The sequence below is a fragment of the Streptomyces sp. NPDC048606 genome (genome assembly GCF_040650855.1).
Lineage (GTDB): Bacteria > Actinomycetota > Actinomycetes > Streptomycetales > Streptomycetaceae > Streptomyces.
In genome coordinates this window covers 441,672-458,143 of record NZ_JBEZIB010000001.1, presented here as the reverse complement: position 1 = coordinate 458,143, position 16,472 = coordinate 441,672, and the positions used below count along the sequence as shown (strand labels likewise).

Sequence of the window (16,472 nt, the reverse complement as noted above, 5' to 3'; positions counted from 1 at the left end):
TGACGGCGCGCTACCGCTGGTTGATCACTTGGGCCTCCACCCCGCGGTTCACGATGTCGCTGAACTCCCCGTCCTCCGGGGCGAAGACCGTGAGGTGCTCCTGGGCCCTGCTCGCGGCGAGGTAGAACTGCGAGTACAGGGCTCGTTTCGCGCTGGCGCCGGATCCGTACTCGAAGGATCCACCCGCTCCGCCCAGCACCACGACATGGGAGAACTGCAGGCCGGCGGCGTACTCGGAGGCAGTGACGATCAGGGCACGACGCGAGTAGCGGAGCTTCTCGATGTCGTCCCGGCCTTCGATCGTGACGACGGAGGAGGGGCCGTTCACGGCTCCTCCGAGTGCCTTCTTGATCGCCTCCAGGTCGGTGTTCCCGACTCCGATGAGCGCGACGCGCTCGTCGTTGGAGGTCTTCTTGAGGATGTCGAACGCCGCGGCCACCGCCGCGGCGGGCAGTCCCTCCTGCGGACCGAACCACGCCGACGGGACGCCCCCACCGGTCGCGGTCCCGGTCTGCGGCGCGGCCTCGTAGACCCAGTCGTGCCCCACCTCCACCACGTTGGGCATCGCGCTGTGCAGGAAACGCACGAAGGCGAAGACCGGAGGGGTGAACCGGTGAGCCACGTCGAGGTTGATCGACGTGGCCTTCGGGCGCTCCGACAGGGCGGTCGGGCCACGGCTGATCTCGTTCTCGGAGAGTCCCGTGAGCAGCATGAAGACCGATTGGCTGGGGTCCATCGCCATCACCAGGTGCGGATGGGCCTCCACGTCCCTGGCCAGTAAATGCAGGAGGAAGCGCTCCGAGTCGCTGAAGAGGTGGAACTCGTCGATCAGGATGACGTCGTACCCCTTGTCCGTGCGCAGGGCGTTCCACACGTACGTCTCGAGGTACCTCCGGAAGTCGTCGATCAACTGGTCCGTCGTCAGCTGCCCCTCTTCCACCAACCGCTGGACGTAGGAGCGGTAGACACCGAACGCGAACTCCTGATCACCCCCGCGCGTGAGGGGGACCATCCAGTTCTCCCGCGGAAGGCCCTTGTACTTTCTGAGTGCGTTGATCCCCGGCTTGATCTCATGGGAGTCGAATACCTCCGCGAACTCGCGCATCAGCGCCCAGCACAACCGCCGTCTCGCGTCGTCGCCGCCCGCCGCCTCCACTCCCTGTCGCACCCAGTCGCCCGTGTCCTGGCTGTAGGTCTCCCAGGTGTGCGCTCGGATCTCCTCGATCGCGTCATCGACCAGCCGCAGCTGTTGCAGTTTGCCGTCGAGGCTGTCCTCGCCGAGGATCTCCACCGTGGGCGGGAGGCTGCCCTGCAACCACTCCCTGAGGAAGGTCAGGGGCATGACCTCGATGTGCGAGGCCAGGCCCCGTTCGTCGAGTCGTTGCAGTGCCTCTTCCACCTGGTGGGCCATGGCCCAGGTATGGGTGAGGAAAAGGATCTTCGGCAGTTCGCCATCGCCGCGTTCCGATTCCCCCGGGCCCTGCGACCCGTTGTCGGGACCGGTGCCGCCGTAAAGCTCCGTCAAGGCCTTCAGTTGCAGCATGAGGGTCTTGCCCGAGCCGGCGACGCCTCGGATCTTCAGGGGCTCGGAGAGAGGGTTGTCCAGGACGCGTTTCTGCGACTCGCTCAGCAGGGGCAGCCACTCCGAGTACGACCTGTCCATCACGAGCGAGCCCGCGCCCACGCGTTCCAGGTCGACGGACGGTTGGAGCAGTCGCGGCTCGCGCGCCTCGCTTCCGAACGCCGCGGCGGCACCGGCGAGGGCCTCGGGCAGGGCGTCGAACACCCCGGCCACCTGGTTCCGGTCCGGCGCGAATTGTTGGAGGGGCAGCGGATCACCGCGATCCGTGAGGCGCCAGAAGCAGACGTGGCCGCCGGGAAGGGATTCCGCGATCCATCGGAGGGACTCCGGGTTGAGGTTCCTGGGCAGGGCGAAGAACCCGAGAAGGTTCTCGTAGGAGAATTTGTGCCACTGCAGGGGAAGGGAGACGGGCGGTCTCGCCATCGCGCGCGTGGCACGGTCCACGCGTTCGAGATGGCGCAGCGCGAACACGCCGGCCTCTCGATGAATACGGGACCAGGCCTCCTCGGTCATCATGACCAGCCTGCTGCTGTTGCTGTCCTCGCGATGGATGACGATTCGGTTTCCCGAGACGTCCGCCACGTGCAGGTCGTCGTCCTGGACGGGCCCGGGGCCGATCCCCTCGGGGATTGCGCCGACCCGACTGATCTCGAGGTACTTCGGCAGGCTGCTGCGGGTGAAAACGATCACTGCGACTTCCCCAGAACGTCCACGTAGTCGATGAAATGCGAGTCGCGCGCCGTCTCGTAGTCGGAGGGCAGCCCGATGTCCGTGAAAACGCCGGCCATCTGCTGGACGACCCGGTGGCAGTAGAGCGTGTCGAGCCGGGCGACCCTGCGCGCCGCGTACTGTCCCCGACCGCGGATCTCGTCGGCCTGCCGCAGGGCGACCGCGGCGTCCGCGATGCTGCGTATCAGGCGCAGCACGGCGACGTACCCCGGTCCGTGGTTCGGGCTGGGGGCGTGCAGATAGAAGGCGTCACCGGGCAGGGACTTCAGACTGCTTCCGATCTCGGCGCGAAAGGCGTGCTCCTTGCCCCTCTTGGTGGGCTTCAGGGTGTCCATCTCGGCGATGAAGTCCATGACCACCCGCCAGAACCCGGCCGCGTCGGGACTTTCTTCGAGGCGGCTCAGCGTCCGCCGGTAGAGCCGCAGGACCTCCAGCTCGCCGGAGAATCCGGACCGCTTGCGGTCATCCTTCACGAGGAGGGTCGCGATGTCGGAGACGGGATAGTCCAACTGGACCATTTCGACGGCACGTTCGGCTGCGGCGCCGGTTCCGTTCGGGTCGAGGCAGCGCCTGACCTCCCGCTCGGATTGCTGCGACTCTCGCGTCAGGATCTTCGGAACGGTGAACTCGCGGACGTACGTGTCGATGGGCAGGGCCGGTACATATGTGAGCGTCCCCCAGTGCTTGCCCAGCGCCAGGTCACAGTTGGCGGTCACGACGATCCCCAACACGTCGTGCCAGCCGTCGGGAAATTGCTCCGCCTGGAGGAATTCGAGGACATCGCCCTGCCGGAGCGGGGCTCCGGTGTGGGGCGCTGCCGCCTCACACTCACGGAACGAGGATGGAGTGGCGTACGTCACATCCAGATGCTACAGAAGGCGACCTCCCCGGTCGCCCCGTTCGCACTGAAGCGCTCCTTCTCTCTTTTCTGCCGCACCACTTCGCAGAGACCTGCGTCACCCCGTCACCCTTCTACCGCCCGCCGCCGAGCGGCACACCGGAACCGGGGGGTCGTCACCTGAAGCGGTGAACTCCTCCATGGCGGGCCGGTGTCGGGGGTAGGGCCCTGCTGATCTCGTGCGGGGGGCCGGGGCAGCCGGTCCCCGCGCCCCGACGAAAGGCCGACCGAGCCGTGACGCAGCCGTTTCGACTGCCGGACTTCTACGTGCCCCATCCGGCACGACTGAACCCCCATCTGGAGAGCGCGCGGACCCACACCAAGCGGTGGGCCCGCGGCTTCGGGATGCTGGAGGGTTCCGGCGTGTGGGAGGAGGCGGACCTCGACTCCCACGACTACGCGCTGCTGTGCGCGCACACCCATCCCGACTGCGACGCCGACGCCCTGTCCCTGGTCACCGACTGGTACGTGTGGGTCTTCTTCTTCGACGACCACTTCCTGGAGACGTTCAAGCGCACGCAGGACCGCGTCGGCGCCAAGGCCTACCTCGACCGGCTCGCCGCCTTCATGCCGATGGACCTGGCCGCCGGTTTCCCCGAGCCCACCAACCCCGTCGAGGCGGGCCTCGCGGACCTGTGGGCGCGGACCGTGCCGGCGATGTCCCTGGACTGGCGGGAACGGTTCGCCCTGTCGACGCGGAACCTGCTCGACGAGTCGATGTGGGAGCTGGCCAACATCGACATCGGGCGGGTGGCGAACCCCCTGGAGTACATCGAGATGCGCCGCAAGGTGGGCGGCGCCCCCTGGTCGGCGGGGCTGATCGAGTACGTCTCCGCGGAGGTGCCGGCCCAGGTCGCGCACTCCCGCCCCCTGCGGGTCCTGCGGGACTCCTTCTCCGACGCCGTGCACCTGCGCAACGACCTCTTCTCGTACCGTCGCGAGGTCACCGACGAGGGCGAACTCTCCAACGCCGTGCTGGTGTTGGAGACCTTCCTGGAATGCACCACCCAGGAGGCCGCCGAGACCACCAACGACCTGCTGACCTCGCGCCTCCAGCAGTTCGAGGAGACCGCGCTCGTCGAACTGCCCCGGCTGTTCGTCGACCACGCCCTGGACCCGGTCGACGTCGCCGCCGTCCTGGCCTACGTCAAGGGCCTCCAGGACTGGCAGTCCGGCGGCCACGAATGGCACATGGTCTCCAGCCGGTACATGAACGAGGAGGCCCGCCCCACCGCCCCGCTCACCCTGCCGTTCCTCCCGACGGGCCTGGGCACCACCGCCCTCGACCTGCGGTCCGTCTTCAACCGCCGCTCGCTGGAACTGCGCGCCCGCTCGCGCGCCCACGTCCCCCACGAGCGCACCGGACCGTCCGTGGTGCCGGACGTCCACATGCCCTTCCCCCTCACCCTCAGCCCCCACCTCGGCCACGCCCGCGAGGGCTCCGTCGCCTGGGCGCACCGGATGGGCCTGTTGGAGGCGCGGCCCGGCGACCCCGGCTCCGCGATCTGGACCGAGGAGCGGCTGCGCGGCTACGACTTCGCGCTCTGCTCCGCCGGCATCGACCCGGACGCCGACCCCGACGCGCTGCTCCTCAACGCGTGCTGGCTGACCTGGGGGACGTACGCGGACGACTACTACCCGGTGGTCTTCGGCCGGACCGGGGACATCGCCGCCGCGAAGGCGACCACGGCCCGGCTGGTGTCGATGATCCCGGTCGACCACGCCGACCAGCCGGTTCCGCTCACCGCGATGGAACGTTCCCTCGCCGACCTGTGGGTGCGCACGACCCGGGACAAGGACGCGGCCGTGCGGGCCGAATTCGGGGCCACGGTCGTGAGCATGCTGGAGAGCTGGGTGTGGGAGGTGGAGAACCAGGCGGCGCACCGCGTCCCGGACCCGGTGGACTACGCGGAGATGCGCCGGAGCACCTTCGGCTCCCACCTGACGATGTACATGTGCCGCCTCGGTCACGCCGACCGCGGCGTCCCCGAGGCGCTCTACGCCTCCGGGACCATCCGCGCCCTGGAGAACGCGGCGGCCGACACCGGCTGCATGATGAACGACCTCTTCTCCTACCAGAAGGAGGTGGAGGTCGAGGGCGAGGTGCACAACCACGTCCTCGTCACCCGCAACTTCTTCGACATCGGCTACCCGGAGGCCCTGCGGATCTGCCACGCCCTGATGACCCGGCGCACCGAGGAGTTCGAGCACATCGTCGCGCACCAGCTGCCCGTGCTCTACGACGACTGGGAGCTGGACGCCGGGGCCCGCGCGGCGATGGACGCGTACGTCGGCGAACTCCGGGACTGGATGGCCGGGATCCTGCACTGGCACCGGAACTGCCGGCGCTACCGGGAGGAGGACCTGCACCGTCCGGGCGACGCGCTGTCGACGGGGGTGTGGGGGCCGGGGTTCGGGATGGCGGCGGCGCGCCTGTCCCGCCCCGCCTAGCCCGCCCGGCCCGGCCTCCGTGCGCAGGGGCCGGGGAACGACGAAGGGCACGCCCCCGGGGGCGTGCCCTTGCGTGAAGGTCCGGGAAGGTCCGGGAGTGTCCGGGGTGGAGCGCGGCCGTCAGGTCGGTCGGCCCTCAGGCCCCGGCCCCCGGCCCCCTCTTCAAGCCACGGAACCGATCCGGGTCACCACGGTGTGCGAGCTGTCGTGGTGGATCGGGATGTGCGCGCCGGTCAGGGCCGCGCCGGTGCCGCCGCGGCGGTTCGCGACGATCTCGGCGGCGATGGACAGGGCCGTCTCCTCCGGGGAGCGGGCGCCGAGGTCCAGGCCGATCGGGGAGCGCAGTCGGGCCAGTTCGAGTTCGGTGACGCCGACCTCGCGCAGGCGCTTGTTGCGGTCCTCGTGGGTGCGGCGGGAGCCCATGGCGCCGACGTAGGCGACGGGAAGTTTGAGGGCGAGTTCCAGGAGCGGCACGTCGAACTTGGCGTCGTGGGTGAGGACGCACAGGACGGTCCGGGCGTCGACCCGGGTGGTCTCCAGGTAGCGGTGCGGCCAGTCCACCACGATCTCGTCCGCTTCGGGGAAACGGTTCTTCGTGGCGAAGACGGGCCGGGCGTCACACAGGGTGACCTGGTAGCCGAGGAACTTGCCGATCCGCACCAGGGCGGAGGCGAAGTCGATGGCCCCGAAGACGATCATCCGCGGGGGCGGGACGCTGGACTCGACGAGCACCTTGAGCGGCTCTCCGCAGAGCCGGCCGTCGGCGCCCATCTCCAGCACGCCGGTCCTGCCGGCGTCGAGCATGGCGCGGGCCTCCTCGGCGATGGTGCGGTCCAGCTCGGGGTGTCCCCCGAAACCGCCCTCCCAGGAGCCGTCGCCCGCGACGACCACGGCGCGGCCCATCAGCTCGGCCGGGCCGTCCGCTATCCGGGCCACGGCCGAGGCCTCGCCCCGGGAGGCGGCGGCCAGGGCCCGGGCGAGCACCGCGCGCTGCGGGGACCCCACGGGCACCGGGGTGACCATGATGTCGATGATGCCGCCGCAGGTCAGGCCCACGGCGAAGGCGTCGTCGTCGCTGTAGCCGAAGCGCTCCTGGACGGTCTCGCCGTCCTCCAGCGCCTGCCGGCACAGCTCGTACACCGCGCCCTCCACGCATCCGCCGGAAACCGAACCGATGGCCGTCCCCTCGCCGTCGACGGCGAGTGCCGCTCCGGGCTGCCGGGGTGCGCTCCCGCCGACCGCCACGACGGTGGCGACGGCGAAGTCACGTCCCTGCTCGACCCACCGGTTCAGTTCTTCGGCGATGTCCAGCATGTTCGGCCTCCTCGGAGAGGTTCGGATTCCAGTATCGGATGCGTGGAGGGTCAGGTGCGGATCACCTGTCCCGCCTTACTTGACGCCGAGCCACGCCTCGATGGGGTGCAGGGCGAAGAAGACCAGGAAGACCCCGGTCAGCACCCACATGAAGGCACCGATCTCGCGGGCCTTGCCCTGCGCGACCTTGATGGCCACGTAGGAGATCACACCGGCGGCGACACCGGGGGTGATCGAGTAGGTGAAGGGCATGATCGCCACGGTCAGGAAGACCGGGATGGCGGTCGCGCTGTCGGCCCAGTCCACGTGGCGGGCGTTCTGCATCATCATCGCGCCGATGACGACCAGGGCCGCGGAGGCGACCTCACCCGGGACGATCTGGGTGATCGGGGTGAAGAAGAGGCAGGCGGCGAAGAAGAGGCCGGTGACGACGGAGGCGAGGCCCGTGCGGGCACCCTCGCCGACGCCGGTCGCGGACTCGACGAAGACGGTCTGGCCGGAGCCACCCGTGACGCCACCGATGGCGCCACCGGCGCCGTCGATGAACAGGGCCTTGGACAGGCCCGGCATGCGGCCCTTGTCGTCGGCGAGCTTGGCCTCGGTGCCGACGCCGATGATGGTGGCCATCGCGTCGAAGAAGCCGGCGAGCACGAGGGTGAAGACGATCATGCCGACCGTCATGACGCCGACGTCGCCCCAGCCGCCGAAGGAGACCTCGCCGAAGAGGGAGAAGTCGGGCATGGAGACCGCGGAGCCCTCAAGGGTGGGGGCGCCGTTCTTCCAGGCCTTCGGGTCGATGTCCGCGACGGCGTTCAGGATCGCCGCGAGGACGGTGCCGCCGACGATGCCGATCAGGATGGCGCCGGGGACCTTGCGGGCCTGGAGCATGAAGATGGCGAGCAGGGTGACGCAGAAGATCAGGACGGGCCAGCCGGCGAGCTCGCCGACCGAACCGAGCTGGACCGGGGGACCGAACTCGGGTCCGGCGCCGACGAAGCCGGCCTTCACCAGACCGATCAGGGCGACGAACATGCCGATGCCCATGGTGATCGCGTGCTTGAGCGCGAGGGGGATGGCATTCATGATCATCTCGCGGAGGCCGGTGACGACCAGGAGACAGATCACGACGCCGTACATCACGCACATGCCCATGGCCTGCGGCCAGGTCATCTGGGGGGCGACCTGCGAGGCGAGCACGCCGGAGACGGAGAGGCCGGCGGCCAGGGCGAGCGGGACCTTGCCCACGAAGCCCATGAGGAGCGTGGTCAGGGCCGCGGCGAAGGCCGTGGCCGTGATCAGAGCCTTCTGGCTCATGGTGTCTCCGGCGACGTCCTTGCCGGAGAGGATCAGCGGGTTGAGCAGGAGGATGTACGCCATGGCCATGAAAGTCGTGACGCCGCCACGAATTTCGTTTCCGACGTTGGATCCTCTGTGCGTTATGTGGAAATACCGGTCGAGCCAAGAGCGCCCGGCGGGGTTCAGAGAACCGTCGCCGGCCTCCTCCGCGGTGGTCTTGGGCTCCACAGATGACTGGGTCATGGTGCCTAACTCCCAAGGTTCAAAGGGGCACCCGCATAAAGATTGGAGACGCGGGATTTGGGAAACTGCGTTTGGCTGCACGACCCGGGGTGACGGCCCGAGGCGACGCGAGATGTGCACTGCGTGTACTGCGGGTAGTGCGGGGGTGACCGCTGGTACTACATGGGGGTTTGCGCAGGGGTTCTGCCAGGTGACGAGGACCGCGAGCGGAGCGGTACTTCGTGATCCGGGCGGTGCGACTGGAAGTGTGACGTTCCCGTGTCACACCGCCCGGAAGTTCGTGGGGGTCCGGGGGCCTCGCGGCCCCCGGACCACGCCGTCCTAGAGGGTGCCGGTGAGGGCTTCCGGACGGATCGGCGTCTTGTTGATCTCCAGACCCGTCGCCTGCCGGATCGCCGCGATGACGGCCGGGGTGGACGAGAGGGTCGGGGCCTCGCCCATGCCGCGCAGGCCGTACGGGGCCTTCGGGTCGGCGAGCTCCAGGACGTCGACCGGGATGGTCGGGGTGTCGAGGATGGTCGGGATCAGGTAGTCCGTGAAGGAGGGGTTGCGCACCTTCGCGGTCTTCGGGTCCACGATGATCTCTTCCATGATCGCGACGCCGAGACCCTGGGTGGTACCACCCTGGATCTGGCCGACCACGGAGAGCATGTTCAGGGCCTTGCCGACGTCCTGGGCGGTCGCCAGCTCGACGACCTTGACCAGGCCCAGCTCGGTGTCCACCTCGACGACGGCGCGGTGCGCGGCGAAGGTGTACTGGACGTGGCCGTTGCCCTGGCCGGTGACCAGGTCGAAGGGCTCGGTCGGCGCGTGGCGGAACTCGAGCTCGATGTCGATCGGCTCCTCGCCCTCCAGCAGCTCCGCGATGTCCGCGAGGACCTCGCCGCCGTCGGTGACGACCTTGCCGCCTTCGAGCAGCAGCTCGGCGGTGGCCCACGCGGGGTGGTAGGAGCCGTTCTTGCGGCGACCGATCTCCAGGACCGCCTCGCGGACGGCCTCGCAGGTGTTCTTCACGGCGCCACCGGTCATGTACGTCTGCCGCGAGGCGGACGTGGAACCGGCGGAGCCGACCTGCGTGTCGGCCGGGTGGATCGTCACCTGCGTGACGCCCAGCTCGGTGCGGGCGATCTGCGTGTGGACGGTGATGCCGCCCTGGCCGACCTCCGCCATGGCTGTGTGGACCATCGCGACGGCCTCGCCGTTGATGGCCTCCAGCGTCACGCGGGCGGTGGAGTAGTCGTCGAAGCCCTCGGAGAAGCCGACGTTCTTGATGCCGACCGCGTAGCCGACGCCGCGCACGACGCCCTCGCCGTGGGTGGTGTTGGACAGACCGCCCGGCAGCGCGCGGACGTCCGCGCCCTCGCCGGCCGACTCCCACTGGCGCTCCGGCGGCAGCGGGCGGGCCTTGACCCGGCGCAGCAGCTCGGCGACCGGCGCCGGGGCGTCCACGACCTGGCCGGTGGGCATGATCGTGCCCTGCTCCATGGCGTTGATCTGACGGAACTCGACCGGGTCCATCCCCAGCTTCGCCGCCAGCTTGTCCATCTGGGCCTCGTAGGCGAAGCAGGCCTGGACGGCGCCGAAGCCGCGCATCGCGCCACAGGGCGGGTTGTTCGTGTAGAGCGCGATCGCCTCGATGTCCACGTCCTCCAGGACGTAGGGACCCACCGAGAGCGAGGAGGCGTTGCCCACGACCGCCGGGGAGGCCGACGCGTAGGCGCCGCCGTCCAGGACGATCTTGCACTTCATGTGCGTGAGCTTGCCGTCCTTGGTGGCGCCGTGCTCGTAGTAGAGCTTCGCCGGGTGGCGGTGCACGTGGCCGAAGAAGGACTCGAACCGGTTGTAGACGATCTTGACCGGCTTGTTCGTGGCCAGGGCCAGGAGGCAGGCGTGGATCTGCATCGAGATGTCCTCGCGACCGCCGAAGGCACCGCCGACGCCGGACAGCGTCATGCGGACCTTCTCCGGCGGCAGGCCGAGGACGGGGGCGATCTGCTGGAGGTCCGAGTGCAGCCACTGGGTGGCGACGTACAGCTCGACGCCGCCGTCCTCGGACGGCACGGCGAGGCCGGACTCCGGGCCGAGGAAGGCCTGGTCCTGCATGCCGAAGGTGTACTCGCCCTCGACGATGACGTCGGCGCGCTTGCGGGCCTCTTCCACGTTGCCGCGGATGATCGGCTGGCGGTGCACGATGTTCGGGTGCGGGACGTGACCGATGTGGTGGTCGGTGCGGCCCTCGTGGATCAGCGGCGCGTCCTCGGCGAGGGCGGAGGCCTCGTCCGTGACGAGCGGCAGCTCACGGTAGTCGATCTTGATCTTGGCGGCCGCGCGGCGGGCGGTCTCCGGGTGGTCGGCGGCCACGAGGGCGACCGGCTCACCGTGGTGGCGCACCCGGCCGTTGGCGAGGACCGGGGTGTCCTGGATCTCCAGGCCGTAGTTCTTCATCTCGGCCGGCAGGTCGTCGTACGTCAGCACCGAGTACACGCCGGGCATGGCCAGCGCCTCGGAGATGTCGATCGAGACGATCTCGGCGTGCGCGACGGTGCTGCGCAGGGTCTGGCCCCACAGCATGTCCTCGTGCCACATGTCCGAGGAGTACGCGAACTCGCCGGTGACCTTGAGGGTGCCGTCCGGGCGGAGGATGGACTCGCCGATGCCGCCCTTGTTGTGCTTCTGGGTGACGTTCGTCGGCGTACCTGCGGGTACGGTGCGGGTGTTCTGAGCCATGGTCAGACCGCCTCTCCCTGACGGGCGGCCGCGAGGCGGACCGCGTCGAGGATCTTCTCGTAGCCCGTGCAGCGGCAGAGGTTGCCGGACAGGGCCTCACGGATGTCCTGGTCGGACGGGTCGGAGTTCTCCTCCAGCAGCGCGTCCGCCTGGACGAGCAGACCCGGGGTGCAGAAACCGCACTGGACGGCGCCGGCGTCGATGAACGCCTGCTGGATGGCGGAGAGCTCGACGCCCTCACCGGTCTGGGAGTCACCGGGCTTGGCGGCCCAGCGCTTGGCCTCGTCCGTGGAGACGCCCTTGCCGCCGCAGCCGCCGCCGGTGCCGCAGGCACCGCCGTGGCCGTGCTCCTCGCGCTGCTTGGCGAAGTCGGCCAGGCCCTCGACGGTCACGACGTCGCGACCCTCGACCTGACCGGCGGCCACCAGGCAGGAACAGACCGGCACGCCGTCGAGGCGGACGGTGCAGGAACCGCACTCGCCCTGCTCACAGGCGTTCTTCGAACCCGGCAGGCCCAGGCGCTCGCGCAGGACGTAGAGGAGGGACTCGCCCTCCCAGACGTCGTCCGCTTCCTGCTGACGGCCGTTGACAGTGAAATTGACGCGCATGGTTACGCAGCCCCTTCAAGCGAGCGGCCGTTGGTGCCGCGGTACTGCTCCCACGTCCAGACGAGCTGGCGGCGAGCCATGATGCCTACCGCGTGGCGGCGGTACTTCGCCGTGCCGCGGACGTCGTCGATCGGGTTGGCCGCGCCGGAGGCGAGCTCACCGAACTGCTTGGCGATCGACGGGGTGATGACCTTGCCCGACTCCCAGAAGCCGCCCTCTTCGAGCGCGGCGTTCAGGAACTCCTCGGCGGCCTTCGCCCGGATCGGGGTCGGCGCGGCCGAACCGATGCCGGTGCGGACCGTGCGGGAGTCCGGGTGCAGCGCCAGACCGAAGGCGCACACCGCGATGACCATCGCGTTGCGGGAGCCGACCTTCGAGTACTGCTGCGGACCGGACGCGTTCTTGATGTGGATCGTCTTGATGAGCTCGTCGGGGGCCAGCGCGTTGCGCTTGACGCCCGTGTAGAACTCGTCGATCGGGATCAGGCGCGAGCCGCGGACGGACTCGACCTCGACCTCGGCGCCGGCGGCGAGGAGGGCGGGGTGGGAGTCACCGGCGGGCGAGGCGCAACCGAGGTTGCCGCCGACACCGCCGCGGTTGCGGATCTGCGGGGACGCGACCGTGTGCGAGGCGAGCGCGAGACCCGGCAGCGTCGCGCGCAGGTTCTCCATGATCTGGGTGTACGGGACGGAGGCGCCCAGCTTGGTGACCTCCTCGCCTACCTCCCACTCCCGCAGCAGCCCGATGCGGTTGAGGTCGAGGAGGTACTCCGGACGGCGGTGGTCGAAATTGATCTCGACCATGATGTCGGTGCCACCCGCAATCGGCACAGCTGTGGGGTACTCGGCCTTAGCGGCGAGCGCCTCCTCCCAGCTGGCGGGGCGAAGGAAGTCCATGTGCGGCTCTCTTCTTCTTAATCGGGTCGTTCACTTCAAGCCAGGAGGCCGAAGGGCCCTCGACTGGTCGTTCACGTGCTGTTAACGCGGTGTGGAGCCAGTACACAAGCCAGGCGTCCCTCGGGTGCAGTCACCGAAACCATGAAGCGGTTGGCTGACGGGCTCCCTCGTCTTGTAGATTCGTATGAAAGGCAGGATGCGACGACCTGCCCGATTTCCAACGGCAACAAACGAGACAGATCGGCGGCGACATCATGCGGCTGCGCGCACTGCTGGAAACCGAGGCGCTGGGGCTGCGGCTGCTGGGCGGCGAGGAAGAACTCGACCGGACGGTCCGCGGGGTCATGACGACCGACCTGAGGGATCCCAGCCGATACCTCTCCGGGGGCGAGCTCGTCCTCACTGGCCTGGCCTGGCGAAGAAATTCAGCCGACTCCGAGCCGTTCGTACGAATCCTCGCGAGCGCGGGCGTCGCCGGCCTCGCCGCCGGCGAGGCGGAGCTGGGCGACATCCCGGACGATCTCGTTTCGGCCTGCCTGCGCAACCGGCTCCCGCTGTTCGCCGTGAACGAGGACGTTGCATTCGCCACCATCACCGAGTACGTGGTGCGGCAGGTCTCCGGGGAGCGCGCGGGCGACCTCGCGGCCGTCGTGGACCGCCACCGGCGGCTGATGACGTCGGGCCCCGCGGGCGGCGGACCCGACGTGGTGCTGGATCTGCTCACCACGGACCTCGATCTGCGGGCCTGGGTGCTCTCGCCCACCGGCCGGCAGATCGCCGGCGCGGGCGAGCCGCTGGCCCCGGGCGTGTGCGCGGCGCTGGCGAGCGAACACCTCGCGGCGGTCCGGACCGGCCGCAGGGGCCCGCACCGGATGTCCATCCAGGGTATTACGTACTCCCTGTTCCCGATCAGGGGACACGGCCGGGGGCCGGGTCCCGCGGCCCGTGACGTGCGCGAGACCGTGCTCTCGGACTGGCTGCTGGCCGTGGAGGCCGACGCGGGCGACTGGCCCGCCGAGCGCCTCGACCTGCTCCAGGGCGTCACCCAGCTGATCGCCGTCGAGCGGGACCGCCGGGACGCGGCCCGCACGGTGCGGCGCAGGCTCGCCCAGGAGGTCCTGGAGCTGGTCCAGACGGGCGCGGCGCCCGCCGAGATCGCGGCCCGCCTGCGGGTCGCGGCCCCGGTGCTGCTGCCGGGTCTGGGCGGCGCCCCGCACTGGCAGGTCGTCGTGGCGCGGGTGGACTGGGAGGGCGGGGACATCCCCGGCGGCCCGGTGGCGCAGTCGCTGCTGGAGGAGATCCTCGTCGACCCGTCGATGGCCGGACCGGAGCCCTCCGACCGGATCGCGGTGGCCCATGCGGGTGACGAGGCCATCGCCCTGGTGCCGCTGCCCGCCCTCCCCGGCGACGCCGGCGAGGACCGGGGCCCGGACTCCGCGCTGCACGCCGACGCGCTGCTGGCCGCCGTACGCGAGCCGCTGGCCGCCGGTCTCGCCGACGACGGGCGCCTGACGCTCGGCGTCAGCGCGGCCGTGCACTCCGCCGAGGGGCTGCGCGGGGCGCTGGAGGAGGCCCGGCACGCCCGCCGGGTCGCCGCGGCCCGCCCGGGCCGGGTCTGCGCCGCCGGTCACCACGAGCTGGCCTCGCACGTCCTGCTGCTGCCGTTCGTACCGGACGACGTGCGCCGCGCCTTCACGGCCCGGCTGCTCGACCCGCTGCGCGACTACGACCGGCGCCACCGCGCGGAGCTCATCCCGACGCTGGAGGCCTTCCTGGACTGCGACGGTTCCTGGACCCGCTGCGCGACCCGTCTGCACCTCCACGTCAACACGCTGCGCTACCGCGTCGGGCGAATCGAGCAGCTGACGGCGCGGGACCTTTCGCGCCTGGAGGACAAGCTGGACTTCTTCCTGGCCCTGCGCATGAGCTGACCGAATCCCGACCGGGGGGTCGGTCGGGGCCGGCTGACGAGCCGTCCGGACTTTGTGAAAGAGTTCACCCGACCCCTTGGCCGATGCGACCGATCCGTGCTCTCATTTCGCCCCAAGGGCTCAACGACGTGCTGCTTGGTTGCTTCGGGGAGGGCAATGTGGCGGATACCGCCATGTCCGGTGCGGGATCGACAGGGGGCGACGACCCTCTCCAGCGGGCGATATGGCGGCTGCGTTCGCGCGGCTGTTGGAGTGACGCGGCGGCCCTGCTGACGCCGCACGTGAACGACGCCGGAGCGGCCGTGCAGCGCACGGCGCTGCTGGTGGAGCGGTGTCTGTTCACCGGCCAGGGCTGGAGCGAGGCGGAGGACGCGCTGCGGGTGGCCGAGGCCGTGGCCCGGGACGACGACCAGCGGGGCGCGGCGGCCTGCGAGCGGGGCCAGCTGGCCTACGCGGCCACCGTGCTCGGCGTGCGCGACCGGGCCGACGAGGCCCGCTCCGCGCTGGGCCGGGCGGCGGCGCTGCTGTCCCCGACCTCGCGGACGCGACCGTTGCTGGACTTCCGGCGGGGCCTGGTCGCCGAACACCTGGCCGACGCCCCGCAGGCGGCCCGTCCCGCGTACCACCGGGCGCACACCGGGGCCCTGGCCCACGGGGACACCCTGCTGCTGTCCTTCACCTGGCGGCACCTGGCGGCGCTGGCCCTGCGCGACGGGGAGGTGGCCGAGGCCCGCAAGGGGTTCGCGGAGTCACTCAGGATCCGCGAGGAGCTGGGGTTCCTGGTGGGTACGGCGCCCGCGCTGGCGGCGCTGGCGGAGGCCGAGCCGGAGCCGGAGGCCGCCCGGCTGCGGGCGGAGGCCCGTCGGCTCTTCCACCTCCTGGGCGGGATCCCGACCTGGCTGGCGGACCAGCTGCGCGGCCCGGCCCCGGCCTGAGCGCGCGCCGCCCCGGCCGGGCGGATCGGGCGCGTGCGGGCCTCGGCGGCTCCGGGCGGGTTCGGGTCCGCCGCGGCCGGGCGGAGGGGCGCTCAGAGCGGGGAGCCCGCGAAGTGTTCCCGTACGAGCGACTCGACCACCGGGAGGTCCTGGGCGATCAGGGCCTCCAGCAGGGCGGCGTGTTCCGCCGCGTCGGCCACGAGGTCCGCGCGGCGCACCCGCGGGGCTCCGGGCAGGGGCCACTGGGCGCGGCGGTGGAGTTCCTCCGCGATCCGCACCAGTTGGCCGTTGTCGGCCAGGGAGAGCACCGCGCGGTGGAAGGCCCGGTCCGCGTCCCCGTACCCGGGCAGGTCGCCGGCGGCGGCCGCCTCGGCGGTGGCCCGGGCCGCCGGGCGCAGGGACTCCCAGGTCGCGGCCGGGACGGTGCGGGCCAGCCGGAGCATGACGGGCACCTCCAGCAGGGCGCGCACCTCGGCCAGTTCGGCCAGGGCCCGGGGGGTGCGGGCGATGACCCGGAAGCCCCGGTTGGGCAGGCATTCCACGGCGCCTTCGAGCGCCAGCTGCTGCATCGCCTCGCGCACGGGGGTCGCGGAGACCCCGAACCGCTCGCCGAGCGCGGGGCCGGAGTAGATCTCCCCGGGGACCAGTTCGCCGTCGACGAGGGCGGCGCGCAGGGCGTCGAGGACCTGCCCGCGCACCGAATGGCGCAGCACCTTCTGCGCCGACATCGGGGGCGTTTCGTACACCCGGGGCCGGGCCGCTTCACGCACTCGGTCCTCCTCCTGGTGTTCGACCGGTTCAGAGAATAGGCGAAAGAGGTCGGAGCGCGGGGTTCCCACCCCTCCCGAATCAGGTAAGGTAA

Annotated in this window: 11 protein-coding genes; 3 read left to right on the top strand and 8 right to left on the bottom strand. The window is 70.6% G+C overall.

Annotated elements, in window-relative coordinates; all coding sequences use genetic code 11:
- Window positions 1–10: 10 nt before the first annotated feature.
- Both AB0D01_RS01850 and AB0D01_RS01845 read right to left on the bottom strand, forming a co-directional pair.
- Window positions 11–2,272 carry a UvrD-helicase domain-containing protein gene (locus AB0D01_RS01850; protein WP_363052991.1) on the bottom strand — a complete coding sequence of 754 codons (2,262 nt, stop codon included), beginning with the start codon at window positions 2,270–2,272 and terminating at the stop codon, window positions 11–13.
- A complete protein-coding gene (locus AB0D01_RS01845) occupies window positions 2,269–3,027 on the bottom strand; it encodes a hypothetical protein (protein WP_363052990.1) in 759 nt (252 codons plus the stop codon). The genes AB0D01_RS01850 and AB0D01_RS01845 overlap by 4 nt, the downstream gene beginning before the upstream one ends.
- 416 nt (window positions 3,028–3,443) lie before the next feature.
- On the opposite strand from AB0D01_RS01845, the gene AB0D01_RS01840 reads away from it, so the two are divergent.
- Window positions 3,444–5,660 carry a germacradienol/geosmin synthase gene (locus AB0D01_RS01840; RefSeq protein ID WP_363052989.1) on the top strand — a complete coding sequence of 739 codons (2,217 nt, stop codon included), beginning with the start codon at window positions 3,444–3,446 and terminating at the stop codon, window positions 5,658–5,660.
- A 162-nt stretch (window positions 5,661–5,822) separates the two neighbouring features.
- Here the strand turns inward: AB0D01_RS01840 and AB0D01_RS01835 are convergent, their stop codons facing one another.
- The 5 genes from AB0D01_RS01835 to AB0D01_RS01815 all read right to left on the bottom strand — a co-directional run bounded on the left by AB0D01_RS01835 (window position 5,823) and on the right by AB0D01_RS01815 (window position 12,744).
- Window positions 5,823–6,974, bottom strand: coding sequence for an XdhC/CoxI family protein (locus AB0D01_RS01835; protein ID WP_363052988.1), 1,152 nt, complete (start codon window positions 6,972–6,974; stop codon window positions 5,823–5,825).
- 75 nt (window positions 6,975–7,049) lie between these two features.
- Complete coding sequence (locus tag AB0D01_RS01830) at window positions 7,050–8,513, bottom strand: NCS2 family permease (protein ID WP_363052987.1); 1,464 nt, start codon at window positions 8,511–8,513, stop codon at window positions 7,050–7,052.
- Window positions 8,514–8,834: 321 nt separating this feature from the next.
- Entirely contained in the window at window positions 8,835–11,240 is a 2,406-nt protein-coding gene (locus tag AB0D01_RS01825) for a molybdopterin cofactor-binding domain-containing protein (protein ID WP_363052986.1), read from the bottom strand.
- 2 nt (window positions 11,241–11,242) lie between these two features.
- Entirely contained in the window at window positions 11,243–11,848 is a 606-nt protein-coding gene (locus AB0D01_RS01820; RefSeq protein ID WP_363052985.1) for a (2Fe-2S)-binding protein, read from the bottom strand.
- 2 nt (window positions 11,849–11,850) lie between these two features.
- Window positions 11,851–12,744 carry a xanthine dehydrogenase family protein subunit M gene (locus tag AB0D01_RS01815; protein ID WP_363052984.1) on the bottom strand — a complete coding sequence of 298 codons (894 nt, stop codon included), beginning with the start codon at window positions 12,742–12,744 and terminating at the stop codon, window positions 11,851–11,853.
- 254 nt (window positions 12,745–12,998) lie between these two features.
- Here AB0D01_RS01815 and AB0D01_RS01810 point away from each other — a divergent pair, with 254 nt between their 5' ends.
- A complete protein-coding gene (locus AB0D01_RS01810) occupies window positions 12,999–14,675 on the top strand; it encodes a PucR family transcriptional regulator ligand-binding domain-containing protein (RefSeq protein ID WP_363052983.1) in 1,677 nt (558 codons plus the stop codon).
- Between the two features lie 173 nt (window positions 14,676–14,848).
- Window positions 14,849–15,610 carry a hypothetical protein gene (locus AB0D01_RS01805; protein ID WP_363053051.1) on the top strand — a complete coding sequence of 254 codons (762 nt, stop codon included), beginning with the start codon at window positions 14,849–14,851 and terminating at the stop codon, window positions 15,608–15,610.
- A gap of 92 nt (window positions 15,611–15,702) precedes the next feature.
- On the opposite strand, the gene AB0D01_RS01800 is transcribed toward AB0D01_RS01805, so the two are convergent.
- Window positions 15,703–16,338 carry a GntR family transcriptional regulator gene (locus AB0D01_RS01800; RefSeq protein WP_363052982.1) on the bottom strand — a complete coding sequence of 212 codons (636 nt, stop codon included), beginning with the start codon at window positions 16,336–16,338 and terminating at the stop codon, window positions 15,703–15,705.
- Between the last annotated feature and the right edge of the window lie 134 nt (window positions 16,339–16,472).

Coding starts and splice junctions, on each gene's coding strand:
- AB0D01_RS01835 (WP_363052988.1), bottom strand. CDS start 6,974: ATGCTGGACATCGCCGAAGAACTGAACCGGTGGGTCGAGCAGGGACGT.
- AB0D01_RS01830 (WP_363052987.1), bottom strand. CDS start 8,513: ATGACCCAGTCATCTGTGGAGCCCAAGACCACCGCGGAGGAGGCCGGC.
- AB0D01_RS01825 (WP_363052986.1), bottom strand. CDS start 11,240: ATGGCTCAGAACACCCGCACCGTACCCGCAGGTACGCCGACGAACGTC.
- AB0D01_RS01820 (WP_363052985.1), bottom strand. CDS start 11,848: ATGCGCGTCAATTTCACTGTCAACGGCCGTCAGCAGGAAGCGGACGAC.
- AB0D01_RS01815 (WP_363052984.1), bottom strand. CDS start 12,744: ATGGACTTCCTTCGCCCCGCCAGCTGGGAGGAGGCGCTCGCCGCTAAG.
- AB0D01_RS01810 (WP_363052983.1), top strand. CDS start 12,999: ATGCGGCTGCGCGCACTGCTGGAAACCGAGGCGCTGGGGCTGCGGCTG.
- AB0D01_RS01805 (WP_363053051.1), top strand. CDS start 14,849: ATGTCCGGTGCGGGATCGACAGGGGGCGACGACCCTCTCCAGCGGGCG.
- AB0D01_RS01800 (WP_363052982.1), bottom strand. CDS start 16,338: ATGTCGGCGCAGAAGGTGCTGCGCCATTCGGTGCGCGGGCAGGTCCTC.